Origin of the sequence: Mycolicibacterium wolinskyi str. Jessa 2025, assembly GCF_049241375.1 — a bacterium.
GTDB lineage: Bacteria > Actinomycetota > Actinomycetes > Mycobacteriales > Mycobacteriaceae > Mycobacterium > Mycobacterium wolinskyi.
Genome location: NZ_CP185960.1, coordinates 2,400,995 through 2,419,460 on the forward strand (window position 1 = coordinate 2,400,995; position 18,466 = coordinate 2,419,460).

Annotated in this window: 18 protein-coding genes and 2 tRNA genes; 13 read left to right on the forward strand and 7 right to left on the reverse strand. The window is 67.3% G+C overall.

Annotated elements, in window-relative coordinates; genetic code table 11:
• The first annotated feature begins 142 nt into the window (after positions 1 to 142).
• The 4 genes from ACOI2T_RS11930 (at position 143) to ACOI2T_RS11945 (ending at position 3,687) form a co-directional block, all read left to right on the forward strand.
• On the forward strand, positions 143 to 832 hold the full coding sequence (locus ACOI2T_RS11930) for a GntR family transcriptional regulator (RefSeq protein ID WP_067847381.1): 690 nt from the start codon (positions 143 to 145) through the stop codon (positions 830 to 832).
• Between the two features lie 61 nt (positions 833 to 893).
• Positions 894 to 2,288 carry a purine-cytosine permease family protein gene (locus tag ACOI2T_RS11935; protein WP_409501367.1) on the forward strand — a complete coding sequence of 465 codons (1,395 nt, stop codon included), beginning with the start codon at positions 894 to 896 and terminating at the stop codon, positions 2,286 to 2,288.
• Complete coding sequence (locus tag ACOI2T_RS11940; RefSeq protein WP_409501368.1) at positions 2,285 to 2,731, forward strand: nucleoside deaminase; 447 nt, start codon at positions 2,285 to 2,287, stop codon at positions 2,729 to 2,731. The genes ACOI2T_RS11935 and ACOI2T_RS11940 overlap by 4 nt, the downstream gene beginning before the upstream one ends.
• The gene (locus ACOI2T_RS11945; protein WP_409501369.1) at positions 2,728 to 3,687 is read left to right on the forward strand and encodes an isopenicillin N synthase family dioxygenase; all 960 of its coding nucleotides are present in this window, start codon (positions 2,728 to 2,730) and stop codon (positions 3,685 to 3,687) included. The genes ACOI2T_RS11940 and ACOI2T_RS11945 overlap by 4 nt, the downstream gene beginning before the upstream one ends.
• Here the strand turns inward: ACOI2T_RS11945 and ACOI2T_RS11950 are convergent.
• Positions 3,643 to 4,569, reverse strand: a complete 927-nt coding sequence (locus tag ACOI2T_RS11950) for an aldo/keto reductase (RefSeq protein WP_409501370.1) — start codon at positions 4,567 to 4,569, stop codon at positions 3,643 to 3,645. The two genes, ACOI2T_RS11945 and ACOI2T_RS11950, sit on opposite strands and share 45 nt — an antisense overlap.
• An 86-nt stretch (positions 4,570 to 4,655) precedes the next feature.
• On the opposite strand from ACOI2T_RS11950, the gene ACOI2T_RS11955 reads away from it, so the two are divergent.
• From ACOI2T_RS11955 to ACOI2T_RS11970, 4 genes are read left to right on the forward strand one after another with little or no spacing between them, the layout of a single operon-like run.
• Positions 4,656 to 5,213 carry a TetR/AcrR family transcriptional regulator gene (locus ACOI2T_RS11955; protein WP_067847366.1) on the forward strand — a complete coding sequence of 186 codons (558 nt, stop codon included), beginning with the start codon at positions 4,656 to 4,658 and terminating at the stop codon, positions 5,211 to 5,213.
• A gap of 18 nt (positions 5,214 to 5,231) precedes the next feature.
• On the forward strand, positions 5,232 to 5,711 hold the full coding sequence (locus ACOI2T_RS11960) for a ribose-5-phosphate isomerase (RefSeq protein ID WP_409501371.1): 480 nt from the start codon (positions 5,232 to 5,234) through the stop codon (positions 5,709 to 5,711).
• 3 nt (positions 5,712 to 5,714) lie between these two features.
• Complete coding sequence (locus ACOI2T_RS11965; RefSeq protein ID WP_409501372.1) at positions 5,715 to 6,509, forward strand: Fpg/Nei family DNA glycosylase; 795 nt, start codon at positions 5,715 to 5,717, stop codon at positions 6,507 to 6,509.
• Between the two features lie 53 nt (positions 6,510 to 6,562).
• On the forward strand, positions 6,563 to 8,254 hold the full coding sequence (locus ACOI2T_RS11970) for a cation:proton antiporter (RefSeq protein WP_409501373.1): 1,692 nt from the start codon (positions 6,563 to 6,565) through the stop codon (positions 8,252 to 8,254).
• Positions 8,255 to 8,334: 80 nt separating this feature from the next.
• Here ACOI2T_RS11970 and ACOI2T_RS11975 read toward each other — a convergent pair whose 3' ends face one another.
• The 3 genes from ACOI2T_RS11975 to ACOI2T_RS11985 all read right to left on the reverse strand — a co-directional run bounded on the left by ACOI2T_RS11975 (position 8,335) and on the right by ACOI2T_RS11985 (position 10,689).
• On the reverse strand, positions 8,335 to 9,138 hold the full coding sequence (locus ACOI2T_RS11975; RefSeq protein WP_067847355.1) for a hypothetical protein: 804 nt from the start codon (positions 9,136 to 9,138) through the stop codon (positions 8,335 to 8,337).
• Positions 9,139 to 9,190: 52 nt separating this feature from the next.
• Entirely contained in the window at positions 9,191 to 10,372 is a 1,182-nt protein-coding gene (locus ACOI2T_RS11980; RefSeq protein WP_409501374.1) for a serine hydrolase domain-containing protein, read from the reverse strand.
• Positions 10,373 to 10,615: 243 nt separating this feature from the next.
• A tRNA-Gly gene (locus ACOI2T_RS11985) sits at positions 10,616 to 10,689 on the reverse strand.
• Positions 10,690 to 10,813: 124 nt separating this feature from the next.
• Here ACOI2T_RS11985 and ACOI2T_RS11990 point away from each other — a divergent pair.
• From ACOI2T_RS11990 to clpP2, 4 genes are all read left to right on the forward strand, one after another.
• Positions 10,814 to 10,887: transfer RNA gene (locus ACOI2T_RS11990), tRNA-Pro, on the forward strand.
• Positions 10,888 to 10,928: 41 nt separating this feature from the next.
• Positions 10,929 to 12,347, forward strand: a complete 1,419-nt coding sequence (tig, locus tag ACOI2T_RS11995) for a trigger factor (RefSeq protein ID WP_409501375.1) — start codon at positions 10,929 to 10,931, stop codon at positions 12,345 to 12,347.
• Between the two features lie 106 nt (positions 12,348 to 12,453).
• The gene (locus ACOI2T_RS12000) at positions 12,454 to 13,056 is read left to right on the forward strand and encodes an ATP-dependent Clp protease proteolytic subunit (RefSeq protein ID WP_067847346.1); all 603 of its coding nucleotides are present in this window, start codon (positions 12,454 to 12,456) and stop codon (positions 13,054 to 13,056) included.
• Complete coding sequence (gene clpP2 / locus ACOI2T_RS12005) at positions 13,053 to 13,700, forward strand: ATP-dependent CLP protease proteolytic subunit ClpP2 (RefSeq protein ID WP_067847342.1); 648 nt, start codon at positions 13,053 to 13,055, stop codon at positions 13,698 to 13,700. The genes ACOI2T_RS12000 and clpP2 overlap by 4 nt, the downstream gene beginning before the upstream one ends.
• Before the next feature lie 64 nt (positions 13,701 to 13,764).
• Here clpP2 and ACOI2T_RS12010 read toward each other — a convergent pair whose 3' ends face one another.
• Together ACOI2T_RS12010 and ACOI2T_RS12015 are read right to left on the reverse strand one after the other, a co-directional pair.
• Positions 13,765 to 15,336 carry an HD domain-containing phosphohydrolase gene (locus ACOI2T_RS12010; RefSeq protein ID WP_409501376.1) on the reverse strand — a complete coding sequence of 524 codons (1,572 nt, stop codon included), beginning with the start codon at positions 15,334 to 15,336 and terminating at the stop codon, positions 13,765 to 13,767.
• 7 nt (positions 15,337 to 15,343) lie between these two features.
• Positions 15,344 to 16,111, reverse strand: a complete 768-nt coding sequence (locus ACOI2T_RS12015; protein WP_409501377.1) for a hypothetical protein — start codon at positions 16,109 to 16,111, stop codon at positions 15,344 to 15,346.
• A gap of 355 nt (positions 16,112 to 16,466) precedes the next feature.
• Here ACOI2T_RS12015 and clpX point away from each other — a divergent pair, with 355 nt between their 5' ends.
• A complete protein-coding gene (gene clpX / locus ACOI2T_RS12020; protein ID WP_067847333.1) occupies positions 16,467 to 17,747 on the forward strand; it encodes an ATP-dependent Clp protease ATP-binding subunit ClpX in 1,281 nt (426 codons plus the stop codon).
• Between the two features lie 54 nt (positions 17,748 to 17,801).
• Here clpX and ACOI2T_RS12025 read toward each other — a convergent pair whose 3' ends face one another.
• On the reverse strand, positions 17,802 to 18,443 hold the full coding sequence (locus tag ACOI2T_RS12025; RefSeq protein WP_409501378.1) for a TetR/AcrR family transcriptional regulator C-terminal domain-containing protein: 642 nt from the start codon (positions 18,441 to 18,443) through the stop codon (positions 17,802 to 17,804).
• Between the last annotated feature and the right edge of the window lie 23 nt (positions 18,444 to 18,466).

Below are 18,466 nucleotides of genomic sequence, written 5' to 3' on the forward strand. Positions count from 1 at the left end.
GTCCGGAGCCGGGATGGCGTGGATCAGAGATTATCTATAATCTGTAATCAACGCAACAGTGCGTCGTGTTTGTCATCTGGCCGCCTAACGCGGCTGCATAGGATTAGGGCGGCGGGCAACCGTCGCGAAGGGAGAGATACGTATGACGGAGGATGTGTTGGGGGCCATCGAACCGCTGGCCGCCGCTGCCCCGTTCGCTTCCTCGCGGCGGCATCAGATCGCGGACTGGTTGCGCGAACAGATCGTGAAAGGCGTCTTGGCTCCGGGTGCCCAGCTCAAGCAGGACGTCCTCGCCGCGCATTTGTCGACGAGCCCGGGGCCGGTGCGAGAAGCGTTGCGCCAGATGGAAAGTGAAGGGCTGGTTCATCACATCCCCAACCGCGGGGCGTTCGTCGCGGCGGTGAGTGCCGATGAATTGCTGGGCGTGTTACTGCCGGTGCGGCTCGCCATCGAGCAGTTCGCGGTGGAGAAGGCCAGCGCCGCCCCCGCGGTGCTCGCCGAACTCGGGCGCCTCGTCGAGCTCATGGACAAGGCGGCGCTCGTCGATGACCTCGAACAGCTCAACGAACTCGATGTGCAGTTCCACGAGACCATCGTCAAGAGCGCCCATTCCGAGCACGCCATGCAGCTGTGGACCAGCGTGCAGCCACGCATCCGGATGCAGATCCACCGGCTCGCCAAACGACACGACAGCCCGTTCGCGATCCCGGAGGAGCACCGCGCGCTGCTCGAGGCGATCACCACCGGAGGCCCGGACACCCGGCGGGCGGCTCTCGACGACCACATCGTCGCGAGCGCGCGGCAGTTGCTCGCGGCTGCCCAGCCGGACTGACCGCGACCGTATTGTCGCGTTCAGGTTGCGTTACACCGCGGTTCACGCCACGGTGTAACGCATGACTGCGCCCGAGCCCACCACCGACGGTTCCTATCGCGACCGCATCGCAGCCGTCGAGCCGGGCGGCAACGAGTACATCGCCGAGGCCGACCGGCACGGGCGCCCCAGCCAACTGCTGTGGACGTGGGCGTCGCCGAACCTCGAGTTCGCGACGATCTTCCTCGGCGTGCTCGCGGTCTCCTATTTCGGCATGAACTTCTGGCAGGCCGCGGCGGGCATCATCGTGGGCGCCGGCCTCGGCGCGCTGGCGCACTTCTTCCTCTCCGCGCGGGGGCCGCAGCTCGGTGTGCCGCAGATGGTGTTGGGGCGCTTGCCGTTCGGCTTCCGGGGCAATGCGGTGCCGTCGACGCTGATGGCGGTCACCGCAGGCGTCGGCTGGTTCGCCACCAACAGCGTCAGCGGAGCGTTCGCGCTCTCGACGCTGTTCGGGATCGGCCCGCTTCCGGCGCTGGTACTCGTGGTCGCCGTGCAGACCGCGCTGGCCTTCTTCGGCCACAATCTGGTGCAGGCGTTCGAGCGCTGGGCGTTCCCGGTGCTCGCGGTGATCTTCGCGATCACCTCGGTGATCATCATGTCGAAAGCCGATCTGGGTGCGCCCGCGGTCGACGGCGGCGTGGGCGGACTCGGCGGCTTCCTGCTCACGGTGGGGACCACATTCGGCTATGTCGCGGGCTGGGCGCCCTATGCCGCCGACTTCAGCCGCTACCTGCCGAGCACGGTGTCACCGGTCCGCACCGGCCTGTTCGCCGCCACCGGGCTGTTCTCGGCGTGCACGATCCTGGCGATCGTCGGTGCGGCCTCGGTGACCATCGTGACGGCGCCGACGGACAACCCGACGGACGCGTTCACGAGCTCGCTGCCAGGGTGGCTGGCCGGCGCCACGCTGCTGGCCATCGCGATCGGGGCCATCGCCGCCAACGCGATCAACGTCTACTCGGCAGGCATGGCATTCGTCACCACCGGCGTCAAGCTGCCCGCCCACATCGCGCGGGCGCTGGCCACGGCATTCTTCGGGGTCGCCGGATTCCTCGTCGCCTGGTGGGCGTTGGCCGATGCCGCCACCAGTTACAAGGGCTTCCTGTTCCTGATCGCTTATTGGGTCGGTCCCTGGCTGGGCGTCGTCTTCGCCGATCAGTATCTGCGCCGCGGTCACCGAGTCGACGGATTTCTCTATGACCGCGATTACTCCAACTGGCCGGGGCTACTGTCGTTCCTGATCGGTCTGGTGGTGTCGGTACTGCTGTTCTGCAACCAGGAGTTGTTCGTGGGTTATGTGGTCCGGGCGCTGCCCGAACTCGGTGACATCGGTTTCTTCGTCGGATTCGCGCTCGCCGCGGGTTGCTATCTGGCGCTGTGCCGCACCAAGGTCCAAGCTGAGAAGGTGGCAGTGTGACGCCGGAACAGATGCTCGACGTCGCCGTCGACGAGGCCCGAAAGGGTTTGGCGGAAGGCGGTATTCCGATCGGGGCGGCGTTGTTCACCACCGACGGGGTGCTGCTGGGCAGCGGGCGCAACCGCCGGGTGCAGAACGACGACCCGTCGGTGCACGGCGAGACCGACGCGTTCCGCAACGCCGGCCGCCAGCGGGACTACCGGTCCACGGTCATGGTGACGACGCTCTCGCCGTGTTGGTACTGCAGCGGCCTGGTGCGCCAGTTCAACATCGGCGCGGTGGTGATCGGCGAGGCCAAGACATTCTCCGGCGGCCACGACTGGCTTGCCGAAAACGGTGTGAAGATCACACTGCTCGAGGATCAGCGGTGCGTGTCGATGATGGAGGAGTTCATCGCGGAATGGCCAGAACTATGGAACGAGGACATCGGGGTGGCTGAATGAGTGCCATTGCGACAGTGGACATATCGCGCTGGTATGCCGGCGGTGCCGAAGCGGACGCCGTTGCCGCCGAGGTCGACGCCGGCCTGCAACGGGCCGGCTTCATCGTGGTCACCGGCCACGGTGTGGACACCGACCTGGCGGCCCGGGTGCGTGCGGCGAGCCGGGAGTTCTTCGCGCTGCCCACCGAGGTCAAGCAGCGCTACTCGGTGCCGGTCGGTGGGCACGGCTGGATCGGGCCCGGCGCCGAGGCCAATGGCTACGCAGAAGGCACCGAGACGCCACCGGACCTCAAGGAGAGCTACAGCCTGGGCGCCGAGACCGCGACCGGCGACCCGGATGTCGACCGGATCTGGTTCGCGCCCAACGTGTGGCCGGCCGAGGTACCCGCATTGCAGCCGCTGGTCGCCGAGTACACCGCGGCGATGCGCAAGCTCTCCGACGACCTGCTCGCGCTCTTCGCCCACGCGCTCGGGCTTTCGGTGAATCCGTTTGTGGCACTGGCCGACCGGCCGACGTGGACGATGAACATCAACCACTACCCGCCCGTGAGCGTGGTGGGAGAGCCCGAGCCCGGCCAGTTCCGGATCGGGCCGCACACCGACTTCGGCACCGTGACCGTCCTGGATCGCGAACCCGGCGCAGGCGGCCTGCAGGTGTACTCGGAGGCGGCGGGCTGGGAGGACGCACCGTGGGAGCCCGGCGCGCTCACGATCAACATCGGCGACCTCCTCGAATACTGGAGCGGCAGGCGCTGGCCGTCGGGACGCCATCGCGTGCTGCCACCGCAACCCCATGCGCCGGAAGAAGATCTGGTGTCGCTGATCTACTTCTACGAGGCCAACCACGATGCATTGGTGACACCGCTTGAGCCGCCGGTCGGCCGCGTATCGGGACTGGAGCCCGTGACGTCGTCAGCGTTCATCAAAGAACGCCTCGACGCCATCACCGTGGGGTGACGCACCCGCCCACACCGCGTCGAGTTCGGCGAGGTGATCGGCCGACAGGCTGATGTCGCCGGCGCGCAGGTTCTCTTCGAGGTGTTCGACAGACGTGGTGCCGGCGATCAGCAGCGTGTTGGGTGCGTGCGCCAGCATCCAGGCCAACCCGACCTGGGCGCCACTGGCACCGAGGTCGCCCGCGATACGTTGCACCACAGGGTTTTCCGCGACCTTCGGAAAGCCCGGGAACGCCGAGCCGAGCGGGAAGAACGGCACCCATGCGATGTCGTGTTCAGCGCACAACGCCAGCTCGGATTCGCGTTCGCGGTTCAGCACGCTGTAAGCGTTCTGCACGCACACGATGCCGGCAGGCAGTGCACGCCGCAGGGTGGCGAGATCGACGTTGCTGATGCCGATCGCGCCGATCTTGCCCTCGTCGCGCAGCGTGATCATCTCGGCCAGCTGATCGTCGAGGTCGACGATCTGGTCACCCTCGGCGATCACGCCGGGCCCGATGTCGGCGCGCCGCAGGTTGACCACCGGGATCCGGTCGAGGCCCAGCTGGGTCAGATCGAGTTCGACGGCAGAACGCAGTTCGGCAGGGTGCTGGGCCAGTGCGAGCGGGATCCGACCGGTGGCGGGCCGCGCGCCGACCTTGCTGACGATGACGAGGTCTTCGGCGTACGGCGACAGCGCGTCACGGATGCGGCGGTTCACCTCGCCGTCGTCGTAGAACGACGCGGTGTCGATGTGGTTGACGCCGAGTGCCACGGCGCGGCGCAGTACCGCAACGGCATCGGCCCGGGGGAGTTGATGCCCGAGTCCCATGGCGCCGTAGCCGATCCGCGCGACCGTGTGCCCGCCCAGGGTGCCGATGCCGCCGGGATGCGATGTGCCCATGATGTGCTCCTGACCTGCGATACTGGAAACCGATGCGGAGGGGCCTCCGCTTCTTGTCACGATAACAAAACGGAGGTGCCTCCGCTATGGCGGAACGGGCTGATGCGAAACGCAACCGCGAGCGGCTTCTCGCGGCAGCTTCGGCTGCGTTCGCGGCTGCGGACGGCGTCGTCACCCTCGAGGCGATCGCCCGCGACGCCGGCGTCGGCATCGGCACGCTGTACCGGCATTTCCCCAGCCGCGAGGCGCTCATCGAGGCCGTCTACCGTGCCGAACTCGCCGAGGTGTCGGCCTCGGCCACCGAGCTTCTGGCTTCCCACCCGCCCGCGGTGGCGCTGCGCCGGTGGATGAACCGCTACGCCGAATTCGTCGCGGCGAAGCGGGGGATGGCCGAGTCGCTTCGGGCGGTGTTCGAATCCGGCGCCGTCGATCACAACGACACGCGGGCGAGCATCTTCGGGGCGGTCGAGCTGCTGCTCGAAGCGGGGGCCGCCGACGGCAGCCTGCGCGCCGACGTCCGTGCCGAGGACGTGGTGTCGAGTCTGCTCGGGATCTTCCTCGCGAGCGGCTCGGCCGAGCAGGCGCAGCGAATGCTCGACCTCCTGGCGGCCGGCGTCAGAGCGGGCGCGGAGCCGGACCGCTGACGCGTTAGGGTTACCGCCATGCGCGTCTACCTCGGTGCCGATCACGCCGGACTCGAATTCAAGAAAACGATCATCGAGCATTTGGAGAAGACCGGCCACGAGCCGATCGACTGCGGGGCGTACACCTACGACGCCGACGACGACTACCCGGCCTTCTGCATCGCGGCGGCCGAGAAGACCGTGGCCGATCCCGGCAGCCTGGGCATCGTGCTCGGCGGCTCGGGCAACGGTGAGCAGATCGCCGCGAACAAGGTGCCCGGCGCACGTTGCGCGCTCGCGTGGAGTGTTGAGACCGCGAAACTCGCCCGTGAGCACAACAACGCGCAGCTGATCGGTATCGGCGGCCGCATGCACACCACCGAGGAAGCGCTCGCGATCGTCGACGCGTTCCTGTCCACGCCGTGGTCGGACGCCGAGCGTCACCAGCGCCGGATCGACATCATGGCGGAATACGAGCGCACCCACGTCGCGCCCCCGGTTCCGGGCGCCCCGGCCTGACACGTGCCGGAAGGGCACACCCTGCACCGGCTGGCCCGGCTGCATCAACGCCGCTTCGGCCGCGCCCCCGTCGTCGTGTCCAGCCCGCAGGGCCGGTTCAGCGATGGGGCGGCCGCGGTGAGCGGCCACATCCTCAAGCGTGCGTCCGCCTGGGGTAAGCACCTGTTCCACCACTACGACGGTGGCCGCGTGGTGCACATCCACCTCGGGTTGTACGGAGCGTTCACCGAGGCTCCCGTGCCGTTACCCGAACCGGTCGGCCAGGTGCGGATGCGGATGATCGGTGCCGAGTACGGCACCGATCTGCGCGGTCCGACCGTCTGCGAGCTCATCGCCGAACCCGAGATCGTCGACATCGTCGCCAAACTCGGGCCCGACCCACTGCGGGCCGACGCCGATCCTGCGTTGGCCTGGAAGCGAATCGCCAAGTCCCGCAGGCCGATCGGAGCCTTGCTGATGGACCAGGCGGTGATCGCCGGCGTCGGCAACGTCTACCGCAGCGAACTGCTGTTCCGCCACCGCATCGACCCGCACCTGCCCGGAACCCGGTTGGACCAGGCCGAGTTCGACGCGATGTGGACCGACCTGGTCGAGCTGATGAAGGTCGGGGTGCGCCGCGGCAAGATCGTCGTCGTGCGGCCCGAACACGACCACGGTGCACCGTCGTACCGGACGGGGCGACCTCGCACGTACGTCTACCGCAGAGCGAGCGAGCCGTGCCGCGTGTGCGGGACACCGGTGCGCACCATGGAGTTGGAGGGCCGCAACCTGTTCTGGTGCCCCACCTGTCAGGCCTGAGCCCGCCATCGGCCCGTCCGGCACGTCACGGAGTTTGACGGGACAATCTCGGGGTGGAACTGATCCTCGTCGTCGTCGGAGCCATCGTCGTCACGGCCATCGCGCACCGGCGCGGATTGGAACCCGCGCTCATCATCGTCGTCATCGGCAGTGCGGTGTCGTTCCTGCCGGAGTTCGAACCGCCCGAATTGGATTCGCACATCCTGCTGACCGTGGTGTTGCCGCCGCTGCTCTATTCCGCCGCGCTGGACTTCTCGTTCCCGACGTTCCTGCGCAACATCCGCCCCATCCTTGGCCTTGGTGTCGGTCTCGTGGTGGTGACGGCCTTCGCGGTCGCCGCGGTGTCGTCGTGGTTGGTGGTGGTGCCGTTGACATTCGCGACGGCGCTCGTGCTCGGCGCCATCGTCGCGCCACCCGACGCGGTCACCGCCGTCGCGGTCGGACGCAAACTCGGTCTGCCCAAACGGGTCATGGCGATCCTCACCGGTGAGAGCTTGATCAACGACGCCGCGGCGCTCACGCTGTTCTCGATCGCGGTCGCTCAGGTCGCGGGCAGCCACACCTTCATCGAAAACCCGTTCCTGTTGTTCGGTTACAGCGCGACCGTCGGACCCATCGTCGGTGCGGTGCTAGGCGTTGTGACGTTGTGGATCCGCAAGCGGCTGGCCAACCCCGGCCTGGAGACCATCCAGGGTCTCGTGGTGCCGTTCGCGGCGTTCCTCGCGGCGGAGGAGCTGCACGCATCGGGTGTGTTGGCGGTCGTGGTGGCCGGATTCGTGGTCGGCAACGGAAATCTGGGCGCGGGTTATCAGACCCGGCTGCAGGAGCGCTATGTGTGGAACTCGGTCGACGTGCTGCTGGAGGCGTTCGTGTTCGCCTACATCGGACTGCATCTGCGGTTCGTGCTGGAGGATCTTCGGCAGGCCCACGAGTCGCTCGCCGAGGTCGCGGTCGCGTCGACCATCGTGCTGTTGATCGTCCTGGTGATCCGGCCGCTGTCGGTGTTCGCGATATTCGGGCGTAACAAGCTGTCCCGGCACATGGAGAACAAGTTCAGCGTGCCCGTCCCGATGCGCGGCGGCCGCGGCGCGCTCGGCGTCAAGCCGCGCAGCAAGACGAAGGCCAAGTGGCGCACCATGATCGATCGACGGGCGCTGAGTTGGCGCGAGAACGTCGTCGTGTCCTGGACGGGGATGCGCGGTGTGGTGACGCTCGCCGCCGCGGCGGCCATCCCGGCCACCACCGTGACGGGCGAACCGTTCCCCGAGCGCGCCACCATCCAGGCGATCGCCTTCGTGGTCAGCGTCGGCACGCTGTTGATCCAGGGTTGGTCACTGCCGTGGCTGATCCGGCGCCTGCATCTGTCGCGGTTCTCCGACGATCACGCGGCCGACCGCGAAGAGGAACTCAAGGCCGAGCGCGTGGTCCACGACGCGGCGGACGTCGTCCTCGCGGAGTTCCTCGCGAACCCGCCTGCGGGTTTGAACCCTCGTGTGGTGGCCGAGATTCACGCCATGATCGCCCGGCACTCGCAGGACGCCGACGAGATGCCCGACCCCGACGCCCTCACAAAACGGGCCGCGGTGTTCTCGGCGCTCTACCGCGAAGTGCTGTCCGCGCAGCGGGCCGCGCTCATCGCCGAGCGCGATGCCGGCCACATCGAAGACGAGGCGGCGCGGGCCATGCTCGAACGCCTCGATCTGCAGGAGGCCGGGGTGTCCGCGCGGCTCGACAGCCGGTTCTGATCCTCCGCGAGCAGACACTGCGGTACCCGAAAACGCGTGCTGACGGGTACTTACGCGTCTGCTGGCGCAAGGAACAGGCGTCAGAAGCCGCCGAAATCTCCACCGAAGTCGCCGCCACCGAAGTCGCCGCCGCCATCCCAGCCGCCGGTGTCCATGCCGCCCCAGTCACCGGCGCTGTCGCCGCCGCCGTCCATCCCCGAGTCCTGCCCGGCCGCGAATCCGTCGGAATAGCCGTCGCCGTAACCGCTTTCGAAGCCCTGCGCGCCGTAGTCAACGCCGTGCATGCCGGAGAACAGTGCGTCGAACAGCAGGACCGATCCCAAACCCCAGGCGCCGGCGATCAGCGCGGGCTTCCACCACGGCTCGGAGTACCAGCCCGCGGGCACCGGACGCCCGGCGACCCGGCCGCCGGGGTAGTAGTTCGGCGTGCGCTGCGACGGCGTGGGGGAGGCCTCGATCTCACGGCCCTCGAAGTTGATGCGCCGGTCCTCGGTGACCGCGCCCGCAGTGCGTTGGCCGGCCAGCGACTCCAGTTCCGGCCCCGGATCCATACCCATCGCGGTGCGGGCCGCGCGGACGTAGTACAGGCCCTCGATCGCGCTTTCCTTGGCGAGTTCGGCCTGCTTGACGGTCGTGGCCTGGTCGATCTGGGACGACGCGGCGGTGTAGCGCTCCGACGCGTCGGCAAGCGCCTGCTTGGAGGCGTCGTCGCTGCCGGTCAGGTTGAGCACCTGCCCGCCGAGCCGCTCGATGAGGCGCCGCGCATCGGCCTTGGCGTCGGCCAGGGTTTCGGCCGAGCGGCCGTTCGCCTTCGACGAGCTGTAGACCGCGAAGGCGATCGCGGCGATGACGAGGATGATGAGTACCAGCACGAAGCCGTTCATGGCGTCCAGCGTACCTACAGGAAACGGGGTTTCCGGGTCTGTGAGCAGGCCCTTAAATTACGCCCAGAGCGGAGTAGACCTCGTTGGACAGTGCGACCGTTCGCGGATCGGCATTGCACTTCGTGGCGTCGAAATAGTTCATCACGTACGCGTAGCCGATCCGGTGCTCGAGATCGACGAACGCGAACGACCCACCCGAGCCGCCGTGGCCGAATATGCGGGGGTTGGGGCCTGCCACGCCGCGCTGGTTGAGCATGTAACCCAGCCCCCAGCCGTGGTCGGCGACGCGCGGGCCGAGCACCACGTCGGTGTCGAACCCGCCCTGCGAGACCCGGCACAACTCCATGTGCTCGCGGCTCAGCAGTTTCTCCTGCGCCAGCGCGTTGTAGAACGTCGCCATGCCCAACGCCGACACGTGCGCGTTGGTGCTGGGGAACTCGGCCGACCGCCACGTGTCGAGATTGTGGACGCCGAGCTCGTCGTCGGGCACGAAGTTCATCGACACCGCCCAGCCGGCCATCGGGTGCACGTCCAGGGTGTCCGGCGGTACGACGAACCCGCTGTCGGCCAGCAGCCCCTGCACCGTCGGCTTGTTGACCATCTCCGCGCAGCGGTGGTGTTCGGCAGCAGGAAGCCCGATGTGCACGTCGATGCCGAGCGGCTCGGCGATCTCGGTGCGCAGGTACTGGCCCAGCGTCCGGCCGGTGACCCGGCGGATCACCTCACCGAGGATGAACCCGAACGTGACCACGTGATAACCCTGCGCGGTGCCGGGTTCCCACCACGGTTCGGCGGCCGCGATGCGCTCGCACACCCCGTCCCAGTCCGTGACCTCACGCCAGTCCATCGGTTCACGCGGGCCGATCACCCCCGACCGATGCCCGAGGACCATCGCGAGGGTGATGTCTTCCTTGCCGGCCTGCGCGAACTCGGGCCAATACCGGGCGACCGGAGCGTTCAGGTCGAGCTCGCCCCGGTCGGCGAGCAGATGCACGCACGTGCTGGTGAGACCTTTGGATCCGGAGAAGACGCTGGCCAGGGTGTCTTCGCGCCAGGGACGGGCGCCCGCGGCGTCGGCCCGGCCGCCCCATAGATTGACCACCAGGTCGCCCTCGACCCACACCGCGACGGCGGCGCCGATCTCACCGCGCTCGGCGAAGTTCTGCTCGAACGCGTCGCGGACGGCGCCGAACTCCGGTGCGCAGCTGCCTGCGATGGTGCTCATCTCGGGCATTCGACTCCTGCACGGGTGTGGCGGCAATGGGCGCGTTTTCGACGTCGACGCGCGCCGTCGGTTTCAAGATCGCTCGGTGATCCCCGCCTGTTACTCAATGTAAGGGCGCGTCCAGCACGACGCAGCCCCGCTGTGCCGATCGAAAGGTGTTCGAGACTTGCCCGTGACCGGTGTGGGCGCGCCGGTCGGTCAGGCACCGAAATCGGGCGGCAAAACAAAAACCGCCCGGTATGGGCGGTTCATTGGAGCGGGCGACGGGAATCGAACCCGCGTAGCTAGTTTGGAAGACTAGGGCTCTACCATTGAGCTACGCCCGCATGTGCACCAGCACTGTACCGGTGCGCCCCGAATCAAATCCAATTGAATGCTCCGTGTCGTCAGCACGTAGTATCTCGCGTGGTCCTTTTCGCGGGCGTGTCGGCCGGCGGATCGACCAGGACACGGGGTGTAGCGCAGCTTGGTAGCGCATCCGCTTTGGGAGCGGAAGGCCGCAGGTTCAAATCCTGTCACCCCGACTCACCCGTCAGTACGACAGAACTATCTAGGAGCAAGAAGAGTGAAGAGCACCGTCGAGCAGTTGAGCCCCACGCGGGTGCGGATCAATGTGGAGGTGCCCTTCACCGAGCTTGAGCCGGACTTCGATCGCGCATTCAAGGAGCTCGCCAAGCAGGTCCGGCTGCCCGGTTTCCGCCCGGGCAAGGCTCCGCGCAAGCTGCTGGAGGCCCGCATCGGCCGTGGCGCCGTGCTGGAGCAGGTCGTCAACGACGCGCTGCCGAGCCGCTACAGCGAGGCCGTCTCGACCCAGGACGTGAAGCCGCTCGGCCAGCCTGAGATCGAGATCACCAAGCTCGAGGACAACGAGGAACTGGTGTTCACGGCCGAGGTCGACGTCCGCCCCGAGATCACGCTGCCCGATCTGGAGGCGCTGAAGATCACGGTCGACCCGATCGAGGTCACCGACGAGGAGGTCGACACCGAGCTGCAGAACCTGCGGGCCCGGTTCGGCACCCTGACCGGTGTCGAGCGCGGCGCGCAGGACGGTGACTTCGTCTCCATCGACCTGTCGGCCACCGTCGACGGCAAAGAGGTACCCGAGGCAGCCACCGAGGGCCTGTCGCACGAGGTCGGTTCCGGTCAGTTGATCGAGGGCCTCGACGACGCCATCAAGGGTCTGAAGGCTGGTGAGTCCAAGGTCTTCACCACCAAGCTGGCCGCCGGTGAGTACGCCGGTCAGGACGCCGAGGTCACGGTGACCGTGAAGTCCGTCAAGGAGCGCGAGCTTCCCGAGCCCGACGACGAGTTCGCCCAGCTGGCAAGCGAATTCGACACGATCGAGGAGTTGAAGAACAACCTCGTCGATCAGGTGCGCCGGGTGAAGAGCGTGCAGCAGGCCGAGCAGATCCGCGACAAGGCGATCGAGGCGCTGCTGGAGCAGACCGAGGTCCCGCTGCCGGAGAAGATCGTGCAGGCCCAGGTCGACGAGACCCTGCACAACGCGATCCACGGCCTCGACCACGACGAGGACAAGTTCGCCGAGCAGCTGACCGAGCAGGGCAGCAGCCGCGAGGAGTTCGACACCGACAACCGCAGCAACGCCGAGAAGGCCGTCAAGACCCAGCTGCTGATGGACGCCGTCGCTGACAAGCTCGACATCCAGGTCGGCCAGAATGACCTCACCGAGCGGCTCGTGCTGATGTCGCGTCAGTACGGCCTCGAGCCGCAGCAGCTGATCCAGATCCTGCAGCAGAACAACCAGCTGCCCGCGATGTTCGCCGACGTGCGCCGTGGCCTGACCATCGCCGCGGTGGTGCACGCCGCCACGGTCACCGACACCGACGGCACCGTGATCGACACCGCGGAGTTCTTCGGCCCGTCGGGTGAGCAGGCCGTTGAGGGCTCCGACGAGGCGGCCGACGACAGCGCCGAGAACTCCGACAGCGACAACGCCGACGAGGCCGACGACACCGCCAAGTGACGCTGTGAGCGAACGCGGGCCTCTACGGGCATGCGCGGCGGCCCAGGTTGGTTAGTGTCGTCAGTACCAAGACGTAAGAGAAAGCAGGTATCCAGTCGTGACTGACATGCGTGGCGCCGGACAGGGGCTCAACCTTGTCGACTCGGTGTACGAGCGGCTGCTCTCCGAGCGGATCATCTTCCTGGGTTCCCAAGTGGACGACGACATCGCCAACCGGCTGTGCGCGCAGATCCTGTTGCTGTCGGCGGAGGATCCGACCAAGGACATCCACCTCTACATCAACTCGCCCGGCGGCTCGATCAGCGCCGGTATGGCGATCTACGACACCATGGTGTTGGCGCCGTGCGACATCGCGACCTACGCCATGGGCATGGCCGCTTCGATGGGCGAGTTCCTGCTCGCGGCGGGCACCAAGGGCAAGCGCTACGCCCTGCCGCACGCGCGCATCCTGATGCACCAGCCGCTCGGCGGTGTGACGGGTAGCGCGGCCGACATCGCGATCCAGGCCGAGCAGTTCGCGGTGATCAAGAAGGAGATGTTCCGGCTCAACGCGGAGTTCACCGGTCAGACCATCGAGCGCATCGAGGCCGACTCGGACCGCGACCGCTGGTTCACCGCGCAGGAAGCCCTCGAGTACGGCTTCGTCGACCACATCATCACCAACGCCAACGTCAACGGCTCAGGGCCAGGAGCAGGACTCGACAAATGACCGACCACACGGACCCCCGTCTTCAGCCGCAGGCGCGCTACATCCTGCCGTCGTTCATCGAGCATTCGAGCTTCGGCGTCAAGGAGTCCAACCCGTACAACAAGCTGTTCGAGGAGCGCATCATCTTCCTCGGCGTGCAGGTGGACGACGCGTCGGCCAACGACATCATGGCTCAGCTGCTCGTGCTCGAGTCGCTCGATCCCGACCGTGACATCACGATGTACATCAACTCGCCGGGTGGCTCGTTCACCTCGCTGATGGCCATCTACGACACCATGCAGTACGTGCGTGCCGACATCCAGACCGTGTGCCTGGGGCAGGCCGCCTCGGCCGCCGCGGTGCTGCTGGCGGCCGGTACGCCGGGCAAGCGCCTCGCGCTGCCGAACGCCCGGGTGCTGATCCACCAGCCCGCGCTGTCCGGCGTGATCCAGGGCCAGTTCTCCGATCTGGAGATCCAGGCCGCCGAGATCGAGCGTATGCGCACGCTCATGGAGACCACCCTGGCCCGCCACACCGGCAAGGATCCGGCCGTCATCCGCAAGGACACCGACCGCGACAAGATCCTGACGGCCGAGGAGGCCAAGGAGTACGGGATCATCGACACAGTGCTCGAGTACCGCAAGCTGTCGGCCCAGACCGCCTGAGTTCGACGTTCCACTGACACGGCCCCCGGTTCAACCGGGGGCCGTGTCAGTTGCGTTGGGGCCCTTAGGGATTCACCAGACCGTGGCGCAACGCGTACATGCTGGCGCCGATGCGGTTGGACACGCCGATCTTGGCGTAGGTGCGCTCGACGTGGTTGCGTGCCGTCTTCTGGCTGATCACCAGGGACTGTGCGATCTCTTTGTTCGACGCGCCCCGGGCGACGAGGCGCAGCACGTCGATCTCGCGCGGGGTCAGACCGTCCGGTCGCACGTTCGGTCGATCGGCGCGGTGCCCGGCCGCGTGCAGCACCGCCTCGACCGCGACCGCGTCGAGTTCACCGGCACTCACCCGCTCGCGTAACCGGCGCGCTGCCGCCGCCGGTGTCAGTTGCGCACGGTACGGCCTTGGCTCACAACCGGATTGGTAGCCGACCGCCGCTGCCAATACCCGGTCGGGCAGGCCGAGCGCACTCTCGGTGAGACCGCGTGGATACCCCGACCCGTCGAGACATTCGTGATGATTGCCGGCGAGCTCGGCCACCGGCCGCAACCCGCGAACCTGGCTGAGGATCCGCACGGTCAGGTACGGATGCAGGCGCACCCGCTCGAACTCCGCGGCCGTCAACGGCCCGGCCTTGGACCAGATCTGGTTGGACACCCCGATACGTCCGAGATCGTGGACGTGGCCGGCCCGGCGCACCAACGCCACGGTGTTGGCGTCGAGACCGGCAACCCTGGCCGCCTCGGCGGCCAGTGCGGCCACGGCTCGCGAATGGCCAAGCGTGAACGGGCACTTGAGATCCACGAAATCGCCCAGCGCCATGAGCAACGAATCCAGGCCCGGCTCGTCGAGATTCTGATGGCGGTCCGGCGCCTCTCGCAGCGCGACGGCCCACGCGTCGCCCGCCGGCGGACCGGCCAGGATCGCGTCCGCATCGCGCACGAATACGTCGACCACCCGTGGGTCGAACTGGCCGCCGCGCCTGCCGCGCACGAGCGCCACCGCACCGGCCACGCCGCGCGTGCGGTGATGCACTTCGGCCAGTTCGGCCAGCTGGGCGACCCGCATGTGGATCGGAATGTCGTTACCATGCGCACCGACGGGCATTCCGCCGCCGTCGTAACGCTCGAACGTGTAGGCCAGCGCCGCCTGCACCTCCGGCCCGAGCCCCATCCGGTCGGCCAGCAGCGCCGCCGACGTGCAGTGCGAGTGGATCATGCGGGACAGGTGACCGCGCGCATCGACGAGCAGCGTCGCCATCACGCTGAGCCGGTGTGCCAGCGGTTCGCCGCGGGCGGCATTGCTCATCAGGAAACGCAGGAACGGCAGGCCGGACGTGTCGACGTGGTAGCTGTCGCGGCGCACCGCGATGTCGTCGCCGAACCACCGCGCGTATTCGTGAGAGTCGGCGTGACATCCGATCCACATGATCAGCGTCGTGTAGTAGACGCAGTCGCGTTGCGACCCGGTCAGGCCCAGCCGGTCGGCCAGTCTGGTCGCGATGAGCGCCGAACGCAGCATGTGCTCGCTTGGCTGGCCCAGCCCGAGGTCGACGGCCACCGACAGGGCAGCCAGCAACTCGGCTCGACTCGGTGACCCGGTCGACGGCTCCGGCGGAGCCGGCTGCGAAGCCATTCGCCGATTATGCGCGCGGGTCGGGTGCAGATCCGTCGAACAGCACGGTGCGATCCGCGGCGCGGTGGCGGGTCGCGTCGAACGTGTCGAAGTGCCCCGAACCGACGACGAATATCCCGCGCTGCGGTGGCCGGAAGTCGGCCAGGACGGCCTGCTCGGCAAGTGGCCCCGGCGGGCCCAGGTCGGTGCCGTCCAACACCGCGTGCCCGTCCGCCAACCACACCTGGGTCGGCGCGATCATGAAGCGCTGGCCGTTGGGTGCCTTTCCGGCGAGCTGAACGGTGCCGGCTCGCAGCAGGGTTCCGGCGGTGCGGCCGATGAGGTCGAGCATCGCCGGATTGGTCCACGACCGGGTGGGCAGCGCTCTTCCGATGGCGCTGACCAGGCGGCTCGACACGGTAGACCGGATGTCGACGGTCCATTCCAGCAACCCCGGGATGGCGACGAGCAGCGTCCACGGGTTCACCCATGCGACGTCGATCTCGCATTGCACCGCGTCGTTCGGGGTGGCCGAGCTGAAGTACCGGGCACAGCTCTGCCGGCCGGGCGTCGTGGCGTAGAACGTCCAGACGCCGTCGGGGCTGCGGTGCCACACCGATCGGTAGCCCGGCGAGAACGTGGTGGCCGGAAAGTAGCGCAATGCCAGATAGTGGCCGCTGGTGAACGGAAAGCCCATGACGCCGAAGCCGACGAATCGTTCGTCGGCGCCGGTGGGCAGGGTCGGATCGGACAGGACAGCGGTTGCGGCGTCCAACGGGGTACGTGGTTTGGTCATGGCTCCACGCTGCTCCGGATGTTCGCCCAGAGCATGGGGCGTTTGCCTCAAATCGCTGACCGTTGCCTACGCGGCGCACGGTATCGTGGTTGCCGGCGAACACCACGGTTCGGATGCCGTGACTTGACTTCTGTCGCATCACCGTGGCGACACGCCAAGGACACAGACAGCGTGCCGACGGGTGGGATGCCACCGGGAACGATATGTTCTCCTGCACACGGATAAATACCACCGGAGCGATTCGGCCTTAAGGTCGCACCGTGACGGAACGAACGGGTAGCGTCGGGTTTACGCCCGGGGTGACCCACCGAGTGGCGTAACGACCGACCGCGAACAGGAAGTAGGACCTCCCCACATGGCGCGCATTGGAGACGGTGGTGACCTGCTGAAGTGCTCGTTCTGTGGGAAGAGCCAGAAGCAAGTCAAAAAGCTCATCGCGGGTCCTGGCGTATATATCTGCGACGAGTGCATCGACCTGTGCAACGAGATCATCGAGGAGGAGCTCGCCGACGCTGACGACGTCAAACTCGACGAGTTGCCCAAACCCGCGGAGATCCGCGAGTTCCTCGAGGGTTACGTCATCGGTCAGGACACGGCGAAGCGGACGCTCGCGGTAGCGGTTTACAACCACTACAAGCGGATTCAGGCGGGGGAGAAGTCCCGCGACTCCCGTTCCGAGCCGGTCGAGCTGACCAAGTCCAACATCTTGATGCTCGGCCCCACCGGTTGCGGCAAGACTTACCTCGCGCAGACGCTGGCCAAGATGCTCAACGTTCCGTTCGCGATCGCCGACGCGACCGCGCTGACCGAGGCCGGCTACGTCGGTGAGGACGTCGAGAACATACTGCTCAAGCTCATCCAGGCCGCCGACTATGACGTCAAGCGCGCCGAGACGGGCATCATCTACATCGACGAGGTCGACAAGATCGCCCGCAAGAGCGAGAACCCGTCGATCACCCGCGACGTGTCCGGCGAGGGTGTGCAACAGGCCCTGCTGAAGATCCTTGAGGGCACGCAGGCCTCGGTGCCGCCACAGGGCGGGCGCAAGCATCCGCATCAAGAGTTCATCCAGATCGACACCACCAACGTGCTGTTCATCGTCGCGGGTGCGTTCGCCGGGCTGGAGAAGATCGTCTCCGATCGCGTCGGCAAGCGCGGCCTCGGCTTCGGTGCCGAGGTGCGGTCGAAGGCCGAGATCGACACGCAGGACCACTTCGCCGAGGTCATGCCCGAGGACCTGATCAAGTTCGGTCTGATCCCCGAGTTCATCGGCCGGCTCCCGGTCGTCGCCTCGGTGACCAACCTGGACAAGGACTCGCTGGTCAAGATCCTCTCGGAGCCGAAGAACGCGCTCGTCAAGCAGTACGTGCGGCTGTTCGAGATGGACGGTGTCGAGCTCGAGTTCACCGGTGACGCGCTTGAGGCCATCGCCGATCAGGCCATTCACCGCGGCACCGGCGCCCGCGGGTTGCGCGCGATCATGGAAGAGGTCCTGCTGCCGGTGATGTATGACATCCCGAGCCGCGACGACGTCGCCAAGGTCGTCGTGACCAAGGAGACCGTGCAGGACAACGTGCTGCCGACCATCGTGCCGCGCAAGCCCTCTCGCACCGAGCGGCGCGACAAGAGCGCCTGAGACTTTCCCGCGAGCAGACCGCGCAGGTACCCGGAATCGGCCGCGATGGGGTACTCACGCGTCTGCTCGCGGTCCTAACGTCGCACTGATGCCGGCGAGCACGACCGTCAGGCCCGCTTCGAACGACGCGTCGGCGTCGGGGTTGAACAATACGTCCCGGACCTGGGCGCCGAGGGGAAAGTGCTTGGCGTTCAACAGGTATGCGTTGCGGTAGGGATTGTCGTCGTAGTCGAGGCCGCGGCGCGCCTGTTCCTCGATGGTGCTGCCGGTGACGTAGTGCAGCAGGGTCAGCACGGCGCGCGCTGCGGCGTCCAGATCGAATCCGGCGGCCTGTAATTCGCGCAGCGCCAACTCGTTGGCGGGCCGGGCGGACGGGGTCGCCGAGCCGACGAACACTCTGGCGCCATCGCGGTAGGCCAGCAACGAGGCCCGGATCGCCCTCGCTACATCGGCGAGCCAGTCGTGCGCCGATTCGTCGGGCCGCCGTGGCCTGAGCCGCTCGCCGATCTCGCCTGCGATGACGTCGGCCATCATGTCGAGCAATTCCCGCTTGTTCTTCACGTGCCAATACAGCGTGGGCGCCTGAACGCCGAGGGCGGTGGCGAGGATGCGCATCGACAACCCGTCGAGCCCGTGCTCGCCGAGCAGATCGAGCCCGGTGCGGGCGATGACATCGCGGTTCAATTTGGGCGCCACACGGTTCACCCTAACACTGTTAG